Genomic DNA, 19,057 nt, shown 5'->3' on the forward strand with positions numbered 1-19,057 from the left:
ACATGATTATTTTATAAAAAAACTTAGCAAATACCATTATGAAAAGTGTACAAGCTATATTTATTAATAATATACAACTTATACAAGTTGTTCAATGAAGAATATTTCGTAGATAAAATTGATTGTTTTAATCCAGATACTATAAAAAATTTACTCCCATATACTCAAGGAGTTAACGAATGGATTGGCTTATTTTTTGTCGGAGGAAATAGATTAGCAGATGGAGAAAGCACTGGGTGTACTTCATATGTACCGATTGTTCATAATGGTGAAACAACTGATTTTCAAGCAACATTAATAAATGAGGTACCGTCACATTCTCATAAATCTAAGGCTTCACACCATTCATTAAGCAAAAAAAGACCGTATTATTACGGTCTTTTTTTATCCCCCTTACACAGAAACTATGACTGTGTAACTTTATTAGAAACAAGTAATTTTTCAATACATATAGGTAACATATCTAATAGCGTTTCAAATGCATAATTTACGTCCAGACGCTCCGTCCATTGATGTGCATCTTTTCCTACCGGCCCCATATTTAATACTGGAACGTCAAACTCCTCTAATTCCTCGAGTGGAATCGAATAACCTTTATCCCATAATGGCATATTGTCTACAAGAGAACTCATTGAATCCAATGGGTTTTGTAAGCCTACATAGCTTAAATCTGAAATTCCTCCAAAATAATTTTGATTTTCAAATGTAATGCTATGATTATAGTGGGCATACTTTTCCATTTCTACAACTACCTCTTTAATTAAAGGATTGTTGCGTGAACTCACAGCTGGATAGTATGGCGGCGCAAAGAAAAGTACAATCATCGGAGCCTTTTCTTTACATAAGATAGCTAATTTGTCTACTAAATCAATAGTTACCGCACGATCATCTTTATCTTCTCTATTTTTAATAATTTCAGATTGAACTTCATCTATTTTTTCTCTTCCATGTTGTTCAATTGCATACGCGATAAGCTCTTCATACGTTAATACATTTACTTTGAGATTCGGCGGTATGAACGGATTATACTTAGAAAAATGATACGCGCGCTCCTCATACGATTCTTCGATTTTCTCTGCTACTTTCGTTACTTTTTGGCGTAACAATGAAACTACATCTGTCATCGTTTTTTCTAGTAAAAACAAGTTAAATAATGTGACTGCACGATGAGGAATTTGTACAGAATAATCCTCCTTTAAGTCTCTTTGAAGCAAGTTAGTTGGTGGAGGACTCGCTTCACCATCTACAATATCACAAAGGTCAGTATTCAACTCTAATTCAGCTGTTAATAATGCAGCCATATAGCTCCCATTTAATCCTGCAAAAGGTTCGCCTACATGTGTCTCTTTACCATAGCAAAGGAAACCAGGTAACACCTTACCAATAGAACCAGTATAAATATACTTATTTTGGTCACCAGGATGTCGTGAAAACATAGGCTCTGAATTTAGAACTGTTTTATACTCTAAGTCATGTTCTCTTGCTAAGTCTAATAATCTGGGAACTGCAGCTCTCATCCCTACAGAGTTCACTTCTTCATCTGGAACAGCCAATAAAAGAACATTCCCATCAAATCTTCCTTCACAAGCTTGCTCAACCATCGCCATTTGTAAAGCTAGACCACATTTCATGTCCATCGTTCCTCTACCAAATAGCCAATCTCCTTGCTCTATATCTTCACGTACATGATCTGGTAGCTCATCTTTATGAGAATAAAACATTGATGTTAATTTTTTAGGGTTAAATGCATCTTCTTTCCACACTCCATAATCTTGTACATCTACAACATCAAAGTGACTAACAAGAATTACGGTATTTTTCGTACTATCACTTTTCTTTACTAGGGCTGTAACAAAATATCGTCCATCCCCCGTCGGATTTTTTTGCAAATGATGTGGATTTTGTTTGAAATACGGTAAGTCAGATAATTGTTCTACAACAAAGTCTGGCAAAATAACTTCAGCTTCTGAACCTGTAATACTAGGAATTTCAACAAGATTGCTTAATAATTGCACTAATTGTTCTTTTGATTGCCACTTTGACATATAAATCCCCCTATTTTTCCACATTATGAAAATCAATTCCAATATATGAATAAAAAATGACGACAGCTATCAAAATTATAATTCTGATGTACTGCCGATTTTTATTGATATTTCATGAGCTGCTTGTTTTACCTTACTAATAAGAAAAGATAGTCGATCATCATTAATGCGATGACTAATTAACCCAACACTTAATGCTCCTACTACTTTATGATTAAATCCGATGATAGGTGCAGCTACTGAAGCTGTCCCTTCTGTTTTTTCACCATAACTCACAGCATATCCTTCATTTCTAATTTGCTTTATTTGATCGAAAAGAATTTGCTTTTGTTCTGGTAAAGAAGAAAGTAAATGTTCTACAATGTGTTCCATTTCATTCGTGTTCATATTGGCAAGCATCGTTTTATTTGCGGCGCCAATTGAAAGTGGAATCTGTTCCCCTAAGTTATCGATAACTCGAATTTTTAAAGGGCTATCAATTCTTTCAATGATAATAGAATGTGTTCCATTTTGAATGTTCAAATAAACACTTTCTTCAACTTCAGAGGCCAAACGCTTCATCACTTCTCTTGCAACAGATCTGTAGTCTACCTTCTCCAATTGACGTAATCCTATTTCCATCCACATTGGCCCAATCTTGTACTGTTTTGTTTCTGAAATTTGCGTAACTAACCCATGCTCCATCAAAGAGTTCAGTAACCTATGTACTGTACTAACCGGGAGATGTGTTCTATCAGCTATATCAGAAATAGCCCAATACTCTTTTTCATTTGTAGAATTCAGTAACTTAATAATACTTATCGCTCGATCAATGGACTGTACCATAACTCGCCTCAACTTTACTTGTAGTATGTTTAGCCTAATTAACTATCAATTTAACAAAAATTCAAACTGAAATCAATTAATTTATTTAATTTTCTAAAAATAGAGATATAACACTATCAAAAAAATGAAAACGCAAACAAAAAAATATTGACTTTTCTTTTTAATTATCTGAAAATTAGAACAAGATTTCACATCACGGAATACATTCCATAATACGGAAAAACTTCAATTTTCATACTACCAATTTTGAAAGTGAGGAAAACAATGACGCAAGTAAACAATTCCAACAATGAATTAAAGCGCACGATGAAAAGTAGACATTTATTCATGATTGCACTCGGTGGTGTGATTGGAACGGGGTTATTTAACGGATCTGGTTTTATTATAAGTCAAGCTGGACCTGGTGGATCCGTACTTGCCTTTATGGCCGGTGGATTATTAATGTATCTCGTTATGCTATGTCTTGGTGAGCTTGCTGTAGCAATGCCTGTTTCAGGTTCTTTCCAGGAATATGCAACCAAGTTTATTAACCCTGCAACTGGGTTTACAATCGGATGGCTGTATTGGTTAAGCTGGGCAAACACGACCGGACTTGAATTTACAACTGCTGGCATTACAATGCAGCGCTGGTTTCCTGATATTCCCGTCTGGGTTTGGTGTTTAATATTTGGTGTTACGATATTCACTATTAACGCATTATCTGCTCGTAGCTATGCAGAAACAGAATTTTGGTTTTCAAGTATTAAAGTATCTGCCATTATTGCTTTTATTATCCTCGGCGGCGCCGCTATGTTCGGTTTTATTGATTTAAAAGGAGACGAACCAGCTCCGCTATTTTCAAATTTCGTAAATCATGGTGGTTTATTCCCAAATGGACTTGCCGCTATCTTATTAACAATGGTTACAGTCAATTATTCCTTCCAAGGTACAGAACTTGTTGGAATTGCAGCAGGTGAAAGTGAGGATCCAGCAAAGACTTTACCTCGTTCTATTAGAAATATTATATGGCGCACGATGTTTTTCTTCGTCTTAGCAATCTTTGTTCTCGTGGCTTTAATTCCATGGGAAGAAGCAGGATTAACAAAGAGTCCGTTTGTTGCTGTTTTTGATAATATGGGTATTCCATATGCAGCTGATATTATGAACTTTGTTATTCTTACTGCTGTTCTTTCTGTCGCAAACTCAGGACTATACGCGGCAACTCGAATGCTTTGGTCGTTATCACAACACGAAATGGCTCCAGCCTTTTTAAAGAAATTATCATCACGAGGAATACCTTTAAACGCTTTAATCTTGACGATCGCTATTTCTGGTTTTTCACTTTTGACAAGCGTTGTAGCTGCTGAAACGGTTTACTTATGGCTTATTTCAATTTCCGGAGTCATTACAATCATCGTTTGGATGTCAATTTGTGTTTCTCAATTCTTTTTCCGTAAACGTTATTTGGCTGAAGGTGGAAAATTAGAAGACTTAAAATTCCGAACTCCACTTTATCCTCTTGTACCAATTCTTGGTTTTGGATTGTACGGCATTATATTAATAAGTCTTATCTTTATCCCAGAACAAAGACTAGGAATCTATTGCACTGTACCATTTATTATCTTTTGCTACACCTACTATCACTTTAAGATTAAGAAAAGGATTGCTAATAACACTCATACAGAAACTAAAATTAGCGAAACTTCTTAATACTGTACTATATTTAAAAGACCGCACATTGCTTTTACTTTGTGATAAGAACCATAAATTTGCCGTTTGGCAAGCTTATGGTTCTTTTTATTTGTGGCAAACATATGCTTCCAGGATTTGAAGAATATTTTTAATATCGCTTTTAAATAAAGTCACGGTGTTTATAAAAAAGGCGCGATGTTTTGTCCCTTTGGATCTGCTTATCTAAAGAGATGTTTTGATAGTGAAAATAAGATCTGAACTGAAAGGCGGATTAAGAAACTGCTGAGTAGCAATAAAGTTACTCCACTAAAGGGCCAGATTGTTGAGGAACGTTTTCAGGCAATTAGATTATTCAAGTTTGAATAGATCATTGAGATTGCGAAGGTTTTCACTTAAACTGACGGGGCAGTAATACTCAATTAAAAATAATGGTAAAGTTAGTGAAAAGAAGAATGATTGAAAATCGTATAGATTCATTCATTGTAATACATTTTAAGTTTTTGTGTGGCGAGGTATTTGAGAAGTAAGAATGATTTCATCAAAAAAACCATTGGAGCTCCAACCGGTTTTTATATGACTATTTTTCCAGACCCAATTTAACATCATAACAAATTATAAATAAACAGTCTATACTTTTGGTTAGATTTTTTATATAGTTTGATTGACAGCAAAACCTAAGAAAAGGGGTGTTATTCATTGAGAATCACTTGTCACCTTGATCAATCTGATCTACAGGAGTATACCCAAAAGGTCTTTGGTACCAGTTATTTGGTTTCTAGTGTAACGAAAATGCATGGCGGTGCACAAAAGGTAGTCTATAAGATTGACTGCAGCAATGGATTTTCCTGCGTTCTGTATGTTTGGGATCTTACCATGAATTATTTTCAAGAAGAAATAGCGAACGGAGATATACATGAGCAATCCTATAGTAGTGATTTATTTGAATTAAATAACAAGTATTTAATCCAACAAGGAATTCAAACTCCCCTTCTATATAATCTGAATAAGGAAAGAAACCGTTATCCTTATGATTATGCTCTCGTTGAATATGTAAATGGACAAAAGGCAGAAGTTTATTTTCAACATTCCAATTCATATGTTAAGGATAAAGTGTTTCAGCGGATAGGAGATATGCTGGCAGACATGCATGCCAACGAGAGACTTACTCATGGGAGAGCCAATCAAAGTGGGATCAACACGGAAAAATGTCATCACTTGCAAATGAAGAATGCAAAAAGAGATTTAGATTACGCATGCCAACATATTGACAGCATCAGGGCTAGTCATAGCAACCTACTCGATACATTGTACGAGCTTGAATCAAAAATTGAACCAAGAAGTCGTTATGGATTTATACATGGGGAACTCGGCCCTGATCATGTATTAATTAATGACAAACTAGAACCTTATTTGATTGATATCGAAGGAGCCGAGTTCTTTGATATTGAGCATGAGCACAGTTTTTTGCAGTTTCGATTTGGAGATTATTATCGATATTTAAAGAATGATACTCTCGATCCCAACAGGATGTTATTCTATCGATTCCATCATCATATATCCTTAACTTCAGGCGGGTTGAGATTGCTTCACAGAGGATTCCCGAATCAACAATTTGCAAAAGATCTAATCCATCACCATTCCCGTTGTGCACTGCGTTTTATTGAAGGTTGAACTTATGTCATTAAAAATTAAAAGACAGACAGGAGTTAAATACAATGATAAAAGGTTTCGGAGGAATATTTTGGAGAACTAAAAATATTGATGTTATAAAAAAATGGTACAGTGAAGTATTGAAGATTGAAATAGAAAATTGGAATGGGACTGTGATTAAACCCGAATTAGGAACTGAGACTATCTTTTCTTTCTTTGCCGAGAATGACAGTTATTTTCCTACCGAACAACAAGTGATGTTAAATTTCCAAGTACATAATCTAAACGAGACTATTCAGCATCTTGAACATATTGGTGTACCTCTTGAAAAGAAAGAAGAGATTAGTGAATTTGGAAAGTTTATTTGGATTAAAGATCCTGAAGGTCGATTGATCGAACTTTGGGAGAAATAGTGGATTTTAATCCTTTACTATTAAGCTAACAGATGCTTTAGTTCAATAAGGTAAATAAAAAAAGTGCATCTCCGTTTATTAGACACATTCTAACAATCGGAGGTTCACTTTTTTATGTATTAACACTTCTTAGTGTTGTAAATCCGTATTTTCCTGATTCTCCCCCTTGTAGAGATTGATTACCAAAATGATTATATTCATTGAATCGTGCTTATTTACTCTAAAAGCTAGAATTAGAACCGATAATGACAGTAGCGTCCAGTTCCTTGTTTCTAGCTACTTTTGTGCTAAGCCCAGCAGCAGCAAAGATTTCAAGGGCCTGGGGTGCCTGAACTTCGCTCGTCTCTATCAAAAGATGTCCATCCAAAGCTAACCAGAGTAAAGCTTCTTCTGCTACTCTTCGCAGAATGTTAAGACCATCGTCACCTCCGTCAAGCGTTACATTTGGTTCATATAGGCGTGCCTCCCGGGGGAGAAACTTTATTATTTCGGTAGGAACGTAAGGTACGTTCGCAACTAGGATATTTACATGGCCCTTAAGTGAGTCTGGTAGAGCTTTATACAAGTCACCTTCAAAAGCATGACCACCAAAATTCGTTACATTGCGGCTAGCGCATTGTACTGCGATAGGGTCAATGTCAACAGAATACAATTCAACTCGTCCCAAAGCTGATGCCAGTGCGGCACCCACAGCACCTGATCCACAACATAGATCAACAATGATATCACTAGAACGCGACAGGACCTCTGTTTGATGAACAAGGAACTCGGTACGTTTACGTGGTACAAAAACGCCTCGATCCACTTCTATTCGTAGACCACAAAACTCCGTGTATCCAACAACGTATTCCAGAGGTAGACCGTTGACTCGCATTTCTACCATTTTCATAAGGTCCTCTGGAGTTAGTGCCTCTGACATAAGTAACCGGGTCTCATCTTCTGCGAAAACACAACCGGCGCTCCGAAGCTTGCTAACTATACATTTTTCCATTTTCATATCCAAAAAGAAATTTGTTTTATTCTCTATATTATCTCACCACTTTTGATAAAGTTTGTTTGTAATTCAAAATTCGTTAATAATAGCTAATATCCTTCTTCAATAATCTGGATCTTACATACAGTGAAACTTTAATCAGTGGGGTTTTGTCCATCCCCCACTGATTATTAGCCCGCAAATAGCGGGGGAAACTGTAATTTGATGGACATATTCGTCTATGACCACCTCTTTCCCTTGTATATAGAGCATTCTTTTCAATTTCAGTTCAAAATGAAATAACATTTCAATATAAATTATCAATCTACCTAGACATTATGACAACTATCTTTAATATCTGAATTTTCTATACTTTAAAGGATGTTACTCAAACAACCTCGAATATTGTAATACAGTGAAACTTTAATCAGCGGGGGGGTTGTTCATCCCCCACTGATTATTAGCCCGTAAATAGCGGGATAAACATACATAAGGAGGTTGATCTATTTTGTTTCGTTCATTTACAAATGGATGTGTTGCCCTTGTGCAGCGTTTCTTGCCAGAACCGTTTATTTTATCATGTTTATTAACTGTTTTCGTTATCTTCTTCGGCATGTTTGCCACGCACCAAACACCGGTAGAAATGATTACGCACTGGGGCAATGGAATTTGGGGACTTCTCGCCTTTTCTATGCAAATGGCTCTTGTACTCGTGACAGGATCTGCTTTAGCAAATGCCCCACTTATTAAAAAAGGGTTAACGAAAGCAGCGAAACTACCGAAAACGAACGGCCAAGGTATTATCGCAATTTCAATTGTAAGTTTACTAGGAGCATACATAAACTGGGGATTTGGTATTGTTGTCTCTGTTTTATATGCAAAAGAAGTGGCAAGACAGTTAGACGGATTAGATTATAGGTTAGCAATCGCTTCTTCTTACTCCGGATTTCTCATTTGGCATGCAGGCCTTTCTGCTTCTATCCCTCTTACGTTAGCAACAGGCGGTGAAACGTTAATAAAAACGACAGCTGGAAGTATTAAAGAAGCGATTCCAATAACAGAAACGTTATTCTCACCATACGCTCTCGTTCCAGTTATTATCTTTTTAATTACGATGCCTCTCATTAATAAAGCAATGCATCCAGATGAAAAACATACGATTACAGTAGATCCAAGTGTGTTCCATGAAGAAGCTGCAGCTCAAGAAGTAGAGCAAAAAACATTCGCTGAAAAAATGGAAAATAGTATGATTATTACACTTTGCATCGGGTTATTAGGTCTTATTTATATTTTTAACTATTTTAGTACGAAAGGCTTTAACCTTACACTTGATATCGTTATTTTTATGTTATTAATTGCCGGACTAATTTTCCACCGTACTCCGATTCAATATATTCGCGCTTTCTCTGACTCAACAAAGAGTGCTTCTGGTATTTTACTTCAGTTTCCATTCTACGCAGGAATTATGGGAATGATGATTGGAGTAAATAGTGAAGGGCTTTCGCTTGGAGGAGCTATTTCTACTTTCTTTATTAGCATTTCCAATGAAACTACTTTCCCGCTCTTTACATTTTTAAGTGCTGGAATTGTTAATATTTTCGTTCCATCTGGAGGCGGTCAATGGGCAGTGCAAGCACCAATTATGATTCCAGCTGGCGCTGAACTTGGTGTACCTGCTGCAAAAACAGCGATGGCAATTGCATGGGGCGATGCTTGGACAAATTTAATTCAACCTTTCTGGGCATTACCGGCATTAGCGATAGCTGGTTTAGGCGCTCGTGATATTATGGGATTTTGTGTTGTTAACTTACTATATGCAGGTTTTGTCATCAGTCTATGTTTCTTATTTATTTAAACAAAAAGCTAGTTTTATACTAGCTTTTTTATATAATAAATCACTTATCCCGCATTAGGGGGAGAACACCACCCTACTTGATTAAAGTTTCACTTTATTTCCCATGCAATTTATAATCGTTTCCCACTCTATCTCCGTAAGATTTAATGACTCAAATGCAAAAAAATCTTCACATACTTTTTCAATCAGATCTGGATTTTCCTTCAAGAAATTCCATCGTAACACTTTAGGAAGAAAATGTATTTCATATTCTTTACTTCCTCGTACTACCTCATCAACTTCTCTTTCACAAATCCCTCTTATTAAATAATCATTTCTTAATTGCATCTGAATTTGTTGAAACGTTTCACTATACTTCTTCAATTGGACTAAACACGTAATATACGTACGAAAAAGTTCGTCATCACAGTTGCAACACTTTATAATACGATCAATTTCATTCATAATGTACGAGCCTTTTCTTCTATTTGTAATAGCCACTTTTCACGCTTCGTTACTTTACTCGTTTTCACAGATTGAAAAACAGAACGTTTTATATCGCGAATGCCGCAAAAACGTAATACCCCTCTCTTCATCATAATCCAATCCGCTGATCGATATAATAATGCCACATACCATAACGGTGAGTCTAACGTATTAATAACCCACGATTTCTTTCCTTTCAATAACCCTTTCGGCAGGGCACCTTCATATTTATAAGCAAATCCAGCTACAAAAATACGATCGATAAATCCTTTTAAAATAGCAGGCATGCTCCACCACCATATCGGATATATGAAAAGAAGAATATCCGCCTTCTGCACTAATTCTCTATATTGCTTCGTCTCTTCTTCATATAGTAAATCCCGTCTTTTTTTCTCTTCATTAAATACAAGCACTGGATCAAATTGTTCTTTATATAAATCAAGTACCGTAACAGAATGATTTGTCTTCTGTAGTCCTTTTTGCACACGCTCTAAAATTGCCCCGTTAAAGCTTGAAGGATTAGGATGAGCGTATATAATCAGTACGTTCACTACAAAACAACTCCCTCTATAGCTAAAGTTTCCCCTTCTTTAACATCTTCTCTACGATTTGTACATTTTTCGAACTTTGTAACAAACGATTTAATACTGTTAGTAACTCTTCTTTTTCTAAACCTTTCAGTTGTTCTTTAACCGTACTCTCACCAGCACCTTGAATATCATAAACAACTGCCGCCATATGTTTACAAAAATTCTCATATGGACACTCACAGCTACTTTCTGTAAAATCTTCTAGATCAATAATCACTTCATAATTCCCTGCATTCCCAGTAACGAAAGCAAATACTTTCTTATCGTGTATGTCAACATCTTCTACATGTCCATCTTCATAATATTCATATCCTCTATCTACAATGTACTTTGGAATCCATTTCGTTATATCTTTTAATAAGTAAGCGTACATAGCAGCACCTCTTCCTTTAATTCCCTTTTGACTTCAAAAACCCTGCATGTTATTCTAATAACTGTCAAGTAGCGAGTCTACGTGACAAAACGACTGACACCTATTCGGCGAAGGTGTCTCTTTTCATTTGCAGCCGATATGAAGTGCCTCTTTCAGGCACATTCAATCTTTGACACTACACACTCAACACCATTCCCTGTATCAGGCTGCTTTAGCAGTCTTTTACACTACATACTTCAAAAAAAGAGAGCTTAGCTCCCTTTTCCCGCTTTATAAAATACCCCTTTTTCAGCATAGAGATATTCATCATCAGCTAAAGTAATTTTCCCATCCAGTTTGAGTTCATCTAATAGTCTTGATAAATAAAATTGATGTAACATTTTTTTAGTGAATTTTCCTTCATGATGCGAAACGATATGTTCTTGAATATCTAACAATGATATTGGCTTATCTTGCTCTATCATATATTCATAAACTGTACTACGCAGTTTTACGTATTTTTCGAGTGTCACAGTACTTCGCAACCCCTTTCTTCTTATTATATGTTTTCGTAATCGGTTTTTTTGCAACAAAAAAACCTCTCCGATAAGAAGAAGTTACGTATATCTTCGTCTTATCTCCCAGAACAAAAATGTTCTGCTGGAATTAGCACCTGCATCGCGGTTGCTGGGTTTCATCGGGCCAGTCCCTCCACCTCTCTGGATAAGAAAATATTCACTTTAAATTTAACTATACGTAATTTCATTTAAATTGTCAAATAAATCGAAACTTTAATCATTGGGGAGCGATCTATCCCACACTGATTATTAGCCTTCATCAATCGGGCATTTACGGACAGTTGATCTCCCACTTTACTGAATTTTGAAATAGACGTTTTACTGTCCGTTAACGCGGGATAAATATAACAAATTATATTTTCCTCCTCAGTGTTCATACTACATGTATATGAGTAAAAAAGGAGGACTGTGAAATGCATCAAAATGCCCGCGGATATGTACAAGATTCTTTTCATTCCTTGCAAGAAGCAAAACATTGTTTAGAAGAAGCATTGCAGACAGTCGAAAAAGATTTTAATCGCGCACGTATAGAGCAATCCCTTTATGCTGTCGAACAAGCATTACAAAGATGCGATTATACCGTTCATATTTTAGAACAAGAATGAAAACTTCCCATCAAAAGATGGGAAGTTTTTTTCAAATGGCATACTTCATCATTATTGCCGTTATTATTAAAAAATATACAGAATTAACAATTTCTAAAATCCCTACTTTTAATATAGAAATCTTTTTGCCATACAACATAATGGCCCGAATTACACTTGGTACAAATATGAGTGAACACCATGGATTGATAGTAAATACGATTACCGTTAATACAATATGATATCCCCAAGATATAAAACGATACTTCGGATTATTTTTTTCACGAATCATCGTTTTCACATAAAACGTACTTCCTAAAAAATATAGAAATGAAATAAGCGCAATGAATACTGCTGTTTTATCGATTTGCTTCATTGAAAAATAATAACTTATTAAACCACCTATACAAAACACTATAATCGCGCAAACATCATTTAGTAATGCTCGTTCATTTTTTTGACGAGCGTAATACATATTTACAATAAACAATGGAAGCATTAATACTGCGAATAAAAGAATTCGCCATTCATATAATAAAGAAATCATCCCAAATACAAATGCAATGATAAAATAAATAATTGCAGCGTGTAGAAATTCTTTTTTTCGTCTTTGCCTTATGTACATGAGAAATGGATACGTAGCTAGATAAATAAAGAACCAGGCTAAAAACAATGGGATATGATAAAAAGTAGGGTTCCCAAGTATGACACTTAATAAAAATGGTATGACAAGCATCGCCCATGCTCCATGCTGCTTCGGAATAACTAACTTCATTAACTATACACCTCCCTTTTGAAAGCAATTCTCAACTACTATTATACAAATAATTTCATATAATAACGGATGTATATTGGATCTATTTTTTGACAATAAAAAATGCTTCTTACAATGTGTAAGAAGCATGAAAGAGGCAAACGAATATGTAAGTCGCGACCCTACCTTATATGAGTATGCTTTTCTATGTCACCTTATGCTCATCTAATATACCGTATTTCTTTTTAAATCTTGTGAGGATCGTAATCCATGACGTACTAAATAACAGAAGGAAAATAACATTCGATATCGCATGACTAAGATCGAAAGAAAAACTTGCGGCATAGTAAGCAATAACTGTTTCCCACGTTGCTTCCTGTATAAAACCAAGAAGACCCCAAAAATTCATAATCCATCCAAATAGAAATCCAACGACGAATCCGTACAACAGTCTTCCCCACAGCTTTTTCATTAAAAATGTATTACGTAATAGCCCAGCTATAAACCCGATCATGCCCCACGAGAACATTTGCCACGGAGTCCACGGACCTTGTCCTAAAAAAATATTAGATACAATAGCCGCCGTTGCCCCAATCATAAAGCCAGTTTCACTTCCAAAAACAATTGCAGAAACGATAATAACAAAGGAAGTCGGTTGTACACTCGGTAAAATAGAAAATGGTACCCGGCTAACTGCTGCAATTGCTGCTAACACAGCAACGATTACAATTTCACGTGAAACAAACGCCTTCCTTTCAAAACGGACATAGAAAGGTAACATAATGACAGCTAATAAAAACAAACTACTTACCATGTAATACCCGTCCATAATAAGAGTCGTGAAGAGTAGTGTACATGTTACAATAGCAAAAATAAATATTATAAATGCAACATATCGTTTGGACACGCTTCGTACACATCCTCCCACGTTAATGCAAATGGCAACTCTCTACGGATGAATCGATTAATAGATGTTGTATAAAAGAAGTTACCACTAAAGAACTCTTTCGGTGCATCATTCATAATGACTTTCCCGTCAAATAACATCATACATTGATCAACGTATTTCGCTGCAAACTCAATATCATGTGTTGCCATTACAATTGTTGTACCTTCTTTTTGCAACTGTTTAAATAGCTCTCCTACTCTTTCCTTTTTCCATGGATCTAGTCCCTTTGTCGGCTCATCCAGTAATAATAAAGTTGGCTTTGATAATAATGTTGTACATAATGCGAGTAGTTGTTGCTCTCCACCGCTACAATCATGTGGATGGCGCTCTTTAAGCGAATGTAACCAGAACTTTTTCAACATTTCTTCTGCTATTACTTTTCCCTCTTCACCATATAATTCATGAGCACGTTCATAAACCTCTTCCCATACTGTATCAAATGTAAAATGATAGTACGGATGTTGCGATACATACCCTATACTTTTAAATCGTTCTTTCGAATCAATTTTATGTATCACTTTTCCATTCCACTTTACTTTACCTCTTCTAACTTTTTGTAATCCTGCTAAAATCGTTAACAGTGTAGACTTCCCCGTTCCGTTTTTCCCAACGAGAGCTGTCCATTTTCCTTTTTCGATGTTCACTGTTAAATCTCGTAAAATAAGTGGACTATTTTTTTCATATTGAAAAGATATATGTTCTGCACTTAAAATTACTTCTTGCCTCTCACATTGTTCTACTTGCCCATTCCTATATGATATCGCTGAAAAATCATTCATTTTCATTTGCGCTTCTCGCACTGTAAACGGAATATCTTCTACATTCCACTCTAAAAACAATCTTGGAATTTGCGGAATGAATGGACGGAACTTTTCTACTCCCCACATGTTCGCTATCACACTTTTAGGAATATCATCGTAAACAATTTTCCCCTTATTCATACAAACGACACGAGTGGCTAGCGACATCACTTCATCTAAACGATGTTCACTTAAAATAATCGTAATTCCAAGTTCTTCATTAATACGCTTTAACAATCCTAAAAACTCTTTCGCAGCAATCGGATCTAGCTGCGCTGTCGGTTCATCCAGTAATAGTAGCTTCGGCTGCATGACTAATACTGCTGCTAAATTTACTAGTTGTTTTTGGCCACCAGATAAAGTATGAACAGATTGATGTAACAAATCTTGAAATCCTAAAAAGCTAATGAGTTCCGCTATTCTTTTTTGAATAATATGTGATGGTAGCCCGATATTTTCTAAAGAGAATGCTAATTCTTGAATAACTGTATCCATAACGAGCTGATTTTCTGGGTTTTGAAATACCATCCCAATTTCTTGTGCAGATAATAAATCAGGTACTTCCTCTAATAAAATTTCATCATAATATGTATGTCCAGAACGCGTGCCAATTGGAAGTAACTCCTTTTTGAAATGCTTTAATAAAGTTGTCTTTCCAGAACCAGAACCACCAGCAAGTACGATAAATTCTCCTTTTTGAACAGAAAGAGAAATATGCTGTAACGCGTATTCATTTTCATCAGCATATATAAATGATAAATTCTTTATTTCTGCATGCGCCACCATATCCATTCCCTTCCTTCCATTACAATCGGTAAACTAATAAACATCATAAATAGAAAAAACATCATTCCATCGTATTGCTGGAATAGTATTGATTCCACTTTCGGATAGATGATCAATTTCCCTCCGCCATAATAACTAAATATGAATGAGGCTATAAATAGAATACTTAAATAACTTAGCGTGTACCAATCGCGTCTTTCCATTCTATATCGAATATAAGTCGTACGCTTCGTTACACCAAATCCACGAGCTTGCATAGAATCTGCTGTTTGTAGTGCATCTTCTAATGAACAAACTAATAACACTTGCAGTAATTTCATCCCATTTTTTATACGCTCAATGAGTGAACCTGAATCTAGCTGTACACCTTTCGTTTTTTGGACGAGTGTAATTTTCTTTAATCGCCTAATAAACAAAGGAACAAATCGCACTGTAATCATCGTTAGCAATGCTACTTTCGGTGAAATTCTTGAAAATAAATATAAAAATTTATGACTCGAAATAATATCGTTATAAGAAGCAAACGTAAACATAATCGCAACTAATAATAACCCCATTACAAGTCCATACATACATGCCTCAAGCTTAATCCGGCTATCTCCTAAATGAAATAACGTAGTCGCTCCTCTATGTGTTAATAAAGAATTAAATAAAATAACCATCAAAAAAAACACGATAGTACTAGGTAGCATCTTTCTTATTTTCTCGCCATTCCCTTGTACTATATTTAAGATTACTATTAGTATAATCGCTCCAATTAAAAAAAGAGGATGAAGACACATCATACATAGTATCATCACCCCAATATAATAGAAAAAATTCACAAAAGGATGTAAAGAAGAAAAGCTTATTTTCATAGTCCTTTACCGAAGATCCTTTCTTATTTTAATACATACACCCATTCAATTGTATCTCCTGGTTTTACTGTAACTACACCAGCACTACGATTCGGAAATGCACCGTTCACACGGTATTTCCAACCACTTGTATCACTTATATCTTTTTCGTATAAATCATTAATCCCTTTTACGTAAACATCACCTTTAGATCCACTTGCATCAACATCTAATCCTGTACTCTTTAGTACACTATATACAGTAGCACCTTCTTGTACATCAACCTTTTTCACCCCTAATAAATATCCTTCATGTCCTTTGACAGAGATTGTTACTTGTTTCGGTTGCGGCTCTGGCTTTGGTTCTGGCTTTGGCTGTGGTGGAGCCGGAACAGTTACCTGTTGTTGCCCTTTATTTGGATCTTCTTTTTGTTCCTGCTTTGGTGTTTCTTTCGGCTGATTAACAACCTTTGCTTCTTCTTTTACTTCTGGTGCTTTCGGCTGCTGAGGTTTCTCCTCTTGTACTTTTTGTTGTTCCGGTTGTTTATTTGCAGCAGGCTGTTCCTTTGGGTTCTCTTCTTTCTTTACTTCAGGTTGTTCCTGCGCTTTTTCTTCTTTTTGTTTCTCTTCTACTTTTTGTTCTTGTTTATCTTTCTGCTCTTCTTGTTGTTTCTGCTCCGGTTCAGCTTGTTTCTCTTCCGGTTTCGGTACATCTTTTTGTTCTTCCTGTTTCGCTACTTCTTTTTGCTCTTCTTGCTTCGGTTCTACCTTCTTCTCAGGTTTTACAGCCGCTTCTTCACATCCGGCTAATAATCCCAATGAAAGAACTAAAGAAATGAACCATTTCATCTTACTCATACTGCCCCTCACCTTTCATAATAAAGTGAAACTTTAATGAGTGGAGATTTTGTTCATCCCCACTCATTATTAGCCCTCACCTTTTATAATAAAATTAGGAGCAAATAATTGCTCCTAATTTTTGTTAAGCTGCTTTACGTCTCCATAATACATATGCAGACGCAATACATAATACACCCATACCTACTTGTGTAGCTGCACTATGAGAAGATGCTCCTGTTTGTGGTAATTGATTCTTATTCTTATTTGTTTCTTTATTAACTCGTTCGTTATCTACAACAACTTTTAGATTTTCATCTTTTGGTTGTTTTTGTAACTCTTCTTGTTGTTTCGGTTGTTCTACAACTTCTTTTTCTTCTACAGTTGGTTCTACAATTGGTTTCGTATCGATTTCATTCTCTACTACATTTGACCAATCATAAATCGATTTTCCAAGCTCTTTAAACTGAAGTAAAGCTAAAAATGCTTGCTCTGTAGCCATTCCGCTACCTTTTTGATCATTTGGTAACCATTTGAACTCACCATTTGGAAGCTGATATGACATTAAATTTTGCACTGCTTTATTAAGACGATTGTGATCTACATCTTTAACTAGCGATAGTCCAATAATTGCTTGTGCAGTACTATTAGAGTTTTCTTGTCCATCAGCAGTAAAACCGCCACTGTCTAACTGCTGCTTGTATAAGTAATCAACAGCTTTTTGAATAGCTGGCTTAACGTCTTGTTGTTCTTGATAAGGAGCTAACGCTGCTAATACCATACTTGTTACATCAACGTTACTAGCACTTTCTTTACTACTTGAACTATCATACGTCCAGCCACCGTCTGTATGCTGCGCCTGTAAAAGTGCTTGTACTAAAGTAGCTCGATTCCATTTCGCTTCAACTGGAACCTCATATTTCTTTGTATCTAATGCAAGTAATGTAAATGCGTATCCTGTAACGGAATTCACTTTATCTGATTCAAATAAATTTTGCACTAAATTTTGTCCCTCTACCTTTGTAGGATCTACGTTCATTGCATTCATCATAATAATCGTTCTAGCTAAATCCGTTGCTGAAAAACGATTTAAACGCTTCTTAACCTTTTCAGCTACTGGCTGAACATAGTTTATTTTCGTTTCAAGTGGAACATTTACACCTGAACGAGCAAGTCCAATCGCAACCCAATCACTACCAATTCCATCTTGTAACATCTTTTCTGACGTTTTAGAAATCGCTTCGTTTAATTGTGCTGCTGGAATTTCAACTTTCTCTTGCTTTGGTTGTTCTGTTGTTTTATCTTCTGGTTTTGGCTCTTCCGTTTTACCATCTGGTTTTTCTGGTTTCGGTTCTTCTGGTTTTGGTTCCTCTGTTTTACCGTCTGGTTTTTCTGGTTTCGGTTCCTCTGTCTTTGGCTCTTCTACAGTTTTACAAGTGCCAAATTTATCTAACGTTTGTTGCAATGTTTCTTGACTCATATTGCTCCAGTCTGCAACGTAACGAAATGCAACAACATCCCCAGACTCTAATTTATAACTATCCGCACCAACTTCTGCAGATTTGTCATTTACATCATACAACCAACCGCTCGTTGCTCCGGCCATTAATCCATCGATACCTTTTATATACGTTCCAAATGACATACTTTCAGATGTTACTTTGTCACCCATGACTTTTTGTAGCAAACTAAAAGCTGTTTCTCCATCTTCAATGGAAACTTCTTTTGGACATAACATAATTCCTTTTTGTGATTCACCAATAATTGCAAGTTTCGCTGTCTTTCCTTCAGCAAACGTAATATGTACTGTATTCACAAAAGAAACAAATACAAGTGCAACTGCCATTAATGATGTAAGCAGCCATTTCTTTAACATTGCCATCCCAAAATTTCCTCCCTTTACTAACATTTACACAAAAAAAGACCCTTTAAGGGCGTGTGATTGACACTCTCTTTTTGTAAGTGTCGAACAAAACGCACAACACCTCCTACCCGCATTAACGAGCAGTAAGACCCCCCCACCTCAAATTCAGCGAAAGCAAAGAAGTTAGGTGGGGATCAACTGCCCGTAAATGCCCGATTGGTGAAGGCTAAT

At 35.8% G+C, this 19,057-nt stretch carries 18 protein-coding genes and 1 riboswitch; of the genes, 5 read left to right on the forward strand and 13 right to left on the reverse strand.

What is annotated here, in order from left to right; translation table 11 throughout:
- Positions 1-404: 404 nt before the first annotated feature.
- Positions 405-2,045, reverse strand: coding sequence for a M20/M25/M40 family metallo-hydrolase (locus KI356_RS14495; RefSeq protein WP_212935736.1), 1,641 nt, complete (start codon positions 2,043-2,045; stop codon positions 405-407).
- Between the two features lie 75 nt (positions 2,046-2,120).
- Positions 2,121-2,870 carry an IclR family transcriptional regulator gene (locus KI356_RS14500; protein ID WP_212935737.1) on the reverse strand — a complete coding sequence of 250 codons (750 nt, stop codon included), beginning with the start codon at positions 2,868-2,870 and terminating at the stop codon, positions 2,121-2,123.
- Between the two features lie 264 nt (positions 2,871-3,134).
- Here KI356_RS14500 and KI356_RS14505 point away from each other — a divergent pair, with 264 nt between their 5' ends.
- The 3 genes from KI356_RS14505 (at position 3,135) to KI356_RS14515 (ending at position 6,604) form a co-directional block, all read left to right on the forward strand.
- Entirely contained in the window at positions 3,135-4,559 is a 1,425-nt protein-coding gene (locus KI356_RS14505; protein WP_128280583.1) for an amino acid permease, read from the forward strand.
- A 771-nt stretch (positions 4,560-5,330) separates the two neighbouring features.
- Positions 5,331-6,212 carry a phosphotransferase gene (locus KI356_RS14510; protein WP_212935747.1) on the forward strand — a complete coding sequence of 294 codons (882 nt, stop codon included), beginning with the start codon at positions 5,331-5,333 and terminating at the stop codon, positions 6,210-6,212.
- A 44-nt stretch (positions 6,213-6,256) separates the two neighbouring features.
- Positions 6,257-6,604: a VOC family protein gene (locus tag KI356_RS14515; RefSeq protein ID WP_212935738.1), complete on the forward strand. Its 348-nt coding sequence runs from the start codon at positions 6,257-6,259 to the stop codon at positions 6,602-6,604.
- 220 nt (positions 6,605-6,824) lie between these two features.
- On the opposite strand, the gene KI356_RS14520 is transcribed toward KI356_RS14515, so the two are convergent.
- Positions 6,825-7,595 carry a putative protein N(5)-glutamine methyltransferase gene (locus tag KI356_RS14520; protein WP_212935748.1) on the reverse strand — a complete coding sequence of 257 codons (771 nt, stop codon included), beginning with the start codon at positions 7,593-7,595 and terminating at the stop codon, positions 6,825-6,827.
- Between the two features lie 490 nt (positions 7,596-8,085).
- On the opposite strand from KI356_RS14520, the gene KI356_RS14525 reads away from it, so the two are divergent.
- The gene (locus KI356_RS14525; RefSeq protein ID WP_212935739.1) at positions 8,086-9,432 is read left to right on the forward strand and encodes a short-chain fatty acid transporter; all 1,347 of its coding nucleotides are present in this window, start codon (positions 8,086-8,088) and stop codon (positions 9,430-9,432) included.
- Between the two features lie 81 nt (positions 9,433-9,513).
- Here the strand turns inward: KI356_RS14525 and KI356_RS14530 are convergent, their stop codons facing one another.
- The 4 genes from KI356_RS14530 to KI356_RS14545 all read right to left on the reverse strand — a co-directional run bounded on the left by KI356_RS14530 (position 9,514) and on the right by KI356_RS14545 (position 11,432).
- The gene (locus KI356_RS14530) at positions 9,514-9,876 is read right to left on the reverse strand and encodes a group-specific protein (protein ID WP_212935740.1); all 363 of its coding nucleotides are present in this window, start codon (positions 9,874-9,876) and stop codon (positions 9,514-9,516) included.
- Positions 9,873-10,448 (reverse strand): NAD(P)H-dependent oxidoreductase, encoded by a 576-nt coding sequence (locus tag KI356_RS14535; protein WP_212935741.1) that lies wholly within the window; start codon positions 10,446-10,448, stop codon positions 9,873-9,875. Before KI356_RS14535 ends, KI356_RS14530 begins: the two co-directional genes overlap by 4 nt.
- Before the next feature lie 22 nt (positions 10,449-10,470).
- Positions 10,471-10,860 (reverse strand): SWIM zinc finger family protein, encoded by a 390-nt coding sequence (locus tag KI356_RS14540; protein ID WP_128280589.1) that lies wholly within the window; start codon positions 10,858-10,860, stop codon positions 10,471-10,473.
- Positions 10,861-11,111: 251 nt separating this feature from the next.
- Positions 11,112-11,432, reverse strand: coding sequence for a hypothetical protein (locus tag KI356_RS14545; protein WP_234842437.1), 321 nt, complete (start codon positions 11,430-11,432; stop codon positions 11,112-11,114).
- Between the two features lie 38 nt (positions 11,433-11,470).
- A riboswitch (SAM riboswitch) is annotated at positions 11,471-11,569 on the reverse strand.
- Positions 11,570-11,830: 261 nt separating this feature from the next.
- Here KI356_RS14545 and KI356_RS14550 point away from each other — a divergent pair.
- Positions 11,831-12,022 (forward strand): hypothetical protein, encoded by a 192-nt coding sequence (locus KI356_RS14550; RefSeq protein WP_128280591.1) that lies wholly within the window; start codon positions 11,831-11,833, stop codon positions 12,020-12,022.
- Positions 12,023-12,053: 31 nt separating this feature from the next.
- On the opposite strand, the gene KI356_RS14555 is transcribed toward KI356_RS14550, so the two are convergent.
- The 6 genes from KI356_RS14555 to KI356_RS14580 form a co-directional block, all read right to left on the reverse strand.
- Positions 12,054-12,776 (reverse strand): YwiC-like family protein, encoded by a 723-nt coding sequence (locus tag KI356_RS14555; RefSeq protein WP_212935742.1) that lies wholly within the window; start codon positions 12,774-12,776, stop codon positions 12,054-12,056.
- Between the two features lie 184 nt (positions 12,777-12,960).
- The gene (locus KI356_RS14560; RefSeq protein WP_212935743.1) at positions 12,961-13,662 is read right to left on the reverse strand and encodes an ECF transporter S component; all 702 of its coding nucleotides are present in this window, start codon (positions 13,660-13,662) and stop codon (positions 12,961-12,963) included.
- Positions 13,635-15,296, reverse strand: a complete 1,662-nt coding sequence (locus KI356_RS14565; protein ID WP_212935744.1) for an ABC transporter ATP-binding protein — start codon at positions 15,294-15,296, stop codon at positions 13,635-13,637. Before KI356_RS14565 ends, KI356_RS14560 begins: the two co-directional genes overlap by 28 nt.
- The gene (locus tag KI356_RS14570; protein WP_128280595.1) at positions 15,269-16,147 is read right to left on the reverse strand and encodes an energy-coupling factor transporter transmembrane component T; all 879 of its coding nucleotides are present in this window, start codon (positions 16,145-16,147) and stop codon (positions 15,269-15,271) included. The genes KI356_RS14565 and KI356_RS14570 overlap by 28 nt, the downstream gene beginning before the upstream one ends.
- Before the next feature lie 23 nt (positions 16,148-16,170).
- A complete protein-coding gene (locus KI356_RS14575; RefSeq protein ID WP_212935745.1) occupies positions 16,171-16,983 on the reverse strand; it encodes a DUF4430 domain-containing protein in 813 nt (270 codons plus the stop codon).
- A 124-nt stretch (positions 16,984-17,107) separates the two neighbouring features.
- Complete coding sequence (locus KI356_RS14580) at positions 17,108-18,844, reverse strand: DUF4430 domain-containing protein (protein ID WP_238486194.1); 1,737 nt, start codon at positions 18,842-18,844, stop codon at positions 17,108-17,110.
- Between the last annotated feature and the right edge of the window lie 213 nt (positions 18,845-19,057).

Origin of the sequence: Bacillus hominis, from assembly GCF_018332515.1 — a bacterium.
GTDB classification, from domain to species: domain Bacteria; phylum Bacillota; class Bacilli; order Bacillales; family Bacillaceae_G; genus Bacillus_A; species Bacillus_A hominis.

Bases quoted from the DNA above. Each gene is read 5' to 3' on its own strand.
- KI356_RS14495 (WP_212935736.1), bottom strand. From the start codon at position 2,045: ATGTCAAAGTGGCAATCAAAAGAACAATTAGTGCAATTATTAAGCAAT.
- KI356_RS14500 (WP_212935737.1), bottom strand. From the start codon at position 2,870: ATGGTACAGTCCATTGATCGAGCGATAAGTATTATTAAGTTACTGAAT.
- KI356_RS14505 (WP_128280583.1), top strand. From the start codon at position 3,135: ATGACGCAAGTAAACAATTCCAACAATGAATTAAAGCGCACGATGAAA.
- KI356_RS14510 (WP_212935747.1), top strand. From the start codon at position 5,331: ATGCATGGCGGTGCACAAAAGGTAGTCTATAAGATTGACTGCAGCAAT.
- KI356_RS14515 (WP_212935738.1), top strand. From the start codon at position 6,257: ATGATAAAAGGTTTCGGAGGAATATTTTGGAGAACTAAAAATATTGAT.
- KI356_RS14520 (WP_212935748.1), bottom strand. From the start codon at position 7,595: ATGGAAAAATGTATAGTTAGCAAGCTTCGGAGCGCCGGTTGTGTTTTC.
- KI356_RS14530 (WP_212935740.1), bottom strand. From the start codon at position 9,876: ATGAATGAAATTGATCGTATTATAAAGTGTTGCAACTGTGATGACGAA.
- KI356_RS14540 (WP_128280589.1), bottom strand. From the start codon at position 10,860: ATGTACGCTTACTTATTAAAAGATATAACGAAATGGATTCCAAAGTAC.
- KI356_RS14550 (WP_128280591.1), top strand. From the start codon at position 11,831: ATGCATCAAAATGCCCGCGGATATGTACAAGATTCTTTTCATTCCTTG.
- KI356_RS14555 (WP_212935742.1), bottom strand. From the start codon at position 12,776: ATGAAGTTAGTTATTCCGAAGCAGCATGGAGCATGGGCGATGCTTGTC.
- KI356_RS14565 (WP_212935744.1), bottom strand. From the start codon at position 15,296: ATGGATATGGTGGCGCATGCAGAAATAAAGAATTTATCATTTATATAT.
- KI356_RS14570 (WP_128280595.1), bottom strand. From the start codon at position 16,147: ATGAAAATAAGCTTTTCTTCTTTACATCCTTTTGTGAATTTTTTCTAT.
- KI356_RS14575 (WP_212935745.1), bottom strand. From the start codon at position 16,983: ATGAGTAAGATGAAATGGTTCATTTCTTTAGTTCTTTCATTGGGATTA.
- KI356_RS14580 (WP_238486194.1), bottom strand. From the start codon at position 18,844: ATGGCAATGTTAAAGAAATGGCTGCTTACATCATTAATGGCAGTTGCA.